Here is a 3,841-nt window from a genome sequence, read left to right as displayed (position 1 = left end):
ATCCTATTATGGGACAGCCTTTGTGCTTTATTAACAAAAAATATGTTTATTTGTTTCTTATTGTTTTGTAGAAATAGGTGTGAACTTGGTTAAGTTGATGCCTTCTACCGCTACTTTATATTCCTCAATGCTTGGAATACGACCTAAAATAGCAGAAAGAACCACTACCGGTGTTGATGCCAATAAAGACTCTCCTTTTTTACCATCTTTATCTTCCACCACGCGGCCCTGGAATAAACGGGTTGACGTAGCCATTACAGTATCGCCTTTGGCCGCTTTCTCCTGGTTTCCCATGCATAGGTTACAGCCCGGACGTTCCAAGTACATGATGTTCTCATATTCGGTACGCRCTGCAGCCTTAGGTAAAGCATCGCTGAACTCAAATCCTGAGTATTTTTGTAAGTACTCCCAATCGCCTTCTGCTTTCAACTCATCGATGATATTGTAAGTAGGGGCCGCAACTACCAAGGGAGCTTTGAACTCTACTTTACCAGTAAGTGTCTCTACGTTTTTCAACATCTGAGAAACGATTTTCAAGTCGTCTTTATGTACCATACAAGAACCTACGAAACCAAGGTCTACTTTTTTATCGCCACCATAAAAGGTTAAGTCTCTGATGGTATCATGCGTATAACGTTTAGAAACATCTGCATTGTTCACATCCGGATCGGCAATCATTGGCTCGTTGATGATATCCAGGTCAATAACTACTTCTGCATAGTATTTGGCATTATCATCTGGCATTAAAGCTGGCTTAATACCGGTTTTAATTTCTTCAATACGTTTGTTTGCTTTATTGATCAATCCTTGTAAAACCTGGTTATGGTTGTCCATACCCTTGTCTATCATGATTTGAATGCGGTTTTTAGCAATTTCTAACGATTGGATTAATGTATCGTCTTGCGAAATACAAATAGATGCTTTTGCTTTCATCTCAGCTGTCCAGTCTGTAAAGGTAAAAGCCTGATCAGCCAATAAAGTACCAATGTGTACCTCGATAATACGGCCCTGGAATACATTTTCGCCATCAAACTGTTGCAACATTTGCAATTGTGTTGCATGAACTACATCACGGAAATCCATGTGTTCTTTCATTTGACCTTTGAATGTTACTTTTACCGACTCAGGAATTGGCATAGAAGCCTCACCAGTTGCCAGTGCCAATGCCACTGTACCAGAATCTGCACCGAAAGCTACACCTTTAGACATACGCGTGTGCGAATCACCACCGATGATAATTGCCCACTCATCAATAGTAATGTCGTTCAGTACCTTGTGAATAACATCTGTCATTGAATGATATTCGCCTTTAGGGTCGCGGGCAGTAATTACGCCGAAGTCATTCATGAACTTCATCAATTTAGGGATGTTTGCCTGTGCTTTTTTGTCCCAAACAGATGCGGTATGACAGCCAGATTGATAAGCGCCATCAACAATCGGAGAAATAACTGTAGCAGCCATCGCTTCTAATTCCTGAGCGGTCATCAAACCTGTTGTGTCTTGAGAACCTACAATGTTTACTTCTACACGAACGTCAGAACCAGCATGTAAAACCTTGCCCTGTGTTAAACCAACCGCATTTCTATTGAAGATTTTTTCTACAGCCGTTAAACCTTGGCCTTCAATAGATACCTCTTTAGCAGGAGCGAATACTAGCGAAGGTTCGATAGCTAAAGTTTTGGCTGCAAAAGTTTGGATTTTTTTTCCAAAAACGATAGCATAAGAACTACCAGCTTTGATAAATTCCATTTTTTGCGGTGTCAACGCTTTTGAAATGTCGATCAGTTCTTGATCTCCATTGTATAATTTTTTAGTTTTTGTATTAATGGTAAGTACTGTACCCGTTTCTATAGAATAAACCTGCTCTAAAACCGGCTCGTCATTTTCGTTACGGATAACATTGCCATTTTCATCCGTTTTCTTTACCCAGTTTTTAAGGTCGATACCAATACCGCCTGTTACATCAACTGTTGTTAAGAAAATTGGAGAAATGCCATTGGTGCCACCTACAATTGGGGYGATGTTCACAAATGGAATATAAGGGCTAGATTTTTTACCCGTCCAAAGTGCAACATTGTTTACCCCCGACATACGTGAAGAACCTACACCCATGGTACCTTTTTCAGCTACCAGCATTACACTTTTATCAGGGTGTTGCGCTTGCAATGCTTTAATTTCCTCCTGAGCCTCTGGCGTAATCATGCATTTGCCATGCAATTCGCGATCTGAACGAGAGTGTGCCTGGTTACCTGGAGACAATAAATCTGTAGAAATATCGCCAATACCAGCGATAAAAGTTACCACTTTGATTTCTTCTGGTACTTCAGGAAGATTAGTGAAGAACTCAGCCCTGGCATAACTTTCTAATATTTCTTTAGCGATGGCATTGCCATTGTTGTAAGCTTCTTTTAAACGATCGGTATCTGCATCGTATAAGAAAACCTGTGTTTTAAGTACATCTGCAGCTTTATGGGCTTTATCACCATTATCTGCCAAAGCGATGTCTAACAAAACTTTGATAGAAGATCCGCCCTTCATATGCGATAACAATTCGAAAGCAAAATCAGGCGTAATTTCTGCAACGATAGTTCCACCTAAAATAATTTCTTTTAAAAATTCTGCTTTTACACCAGCAGCTCCGGTAGTACCCGGCAAGGTGTTGTATATGAAAAAATTAACAGCATCTGCCCTGTTAAAATTATTTACATTTTTGATTTGATCGATGATTTCACTCAATAATTCTGCTCCATCAATAGGTTTGGGATGAAGACCTTGAGCTTTTCTGTCTTCAATCTCCTGGATATAATCGTTATAAATACTCATCTTAGCTATTTTACTCTTTTTGTTATAAGATTGTGCAACAGAATGTACACCCGCTTTTTACAAAAAAGAATACTGTTTTTGTATATTAATTTGCGTTTACTGAGCCAATAAGGCCGAGTTTTTTGGTTAAAACAAAAATAGCAAAAAACAACCCTTAAATGTAATTTGGGCAGGCGATTAAGTAATTTGGAATTATTCTAAACAACAAAAAAAGAGAGGGATTAAAGGTCGTAAAATCACATAAGTTATGGCTGGGTTTATGTAATTAGTAAGTGTTTTATGTGTGCCTCGTATAAGTTAAAATCTCCATTCTTACCGGCTTATATTATAATCGTCACCCTGAATTCATTTCAGGGTCTATTTGAGGCTGCCTCGTAAATAGAATTGTCATCCTGAGCCTGTCGAAGGACTTGTTTAAATCTCGAAAGGCGTTTCGACAAGCTCAACGTGACAAATTCGAATGGAATTACAAATATGATACAGCCTGATGACGATCGCATTAAGAAAAGAAGCCAAAAACTGTTCGTTACAAATAATGTTAATCGGGGCGACTGTTAATAGGTAAAAAGTAGTCATAAACGATAGAATCTTAATCTGGGTTAACCGTTCGTTATCGGACAGATTTGTGCGATTTTGAACAGTTATTTGTTTTTTTGATATATTAATTTATTTATAATCAGATTGTTAGTGTGTATTTGATGCCTTGGCATAAGATTAGCTTAAGGCTAAAGCGTTGAAAATGTAAAACCTTTTTCACTAAAATAAGCCAATACTTTGGGAAGTGCGTAAGATAAACGATCGAATGCTTTTAAACTATCATGAAATACAATTATAGAACCATTTTCGGTATGTTTAATCACGTTTTGATAACATTTTTCGGGCGAAAGCTTAGTGTCGAAATCGCCGCTGAGTACATCCCACATTATGATTTTTAGTCCTGGGATTTGAGATTTGAGATTTGAGATTTGAGATTTGAGACTTCTTAATTCTCCCGTATGGTGGGCGGAACAGATTTGTT

2 protein-coding genes are annotated in these 3,841 nt (G+C 38.3%); both read right to left on the bottom strand.

Annotated features, from left to right (window positions below):
* Nucleotides 1-57 precede the first annotated feature (57 nt).
* Entirely contained in the window at nt 58-2,823 is a 2,766-nt protein-coding gene (locus AC1DND_RS22395) for a bifunctional aconitate hydratase 2/2-methylisocitrate dehydratase (RefSeq protein WP_477584817.1), read from the bottom strand.
* 725 nt (nt 2,824-3,548) lie between these two features.
* A partial coding sequence (locus tag AC1DND_RS22390; RefSeq protein WP_477584816.1) for a polysaccharide deacetylase family protein occupies nt 3,549-3,841 on the bottom strand: 293 nt, incomplete at its 5' end.

The sequence above is a fragment of the Pedobacter sp. 01N416 genome, from assembly GCF_056399685.1.
Note: the sequence above shows the minus strand (reverse complement) of the source record. Positions and strands in the feature narration are given on the sequence as shown.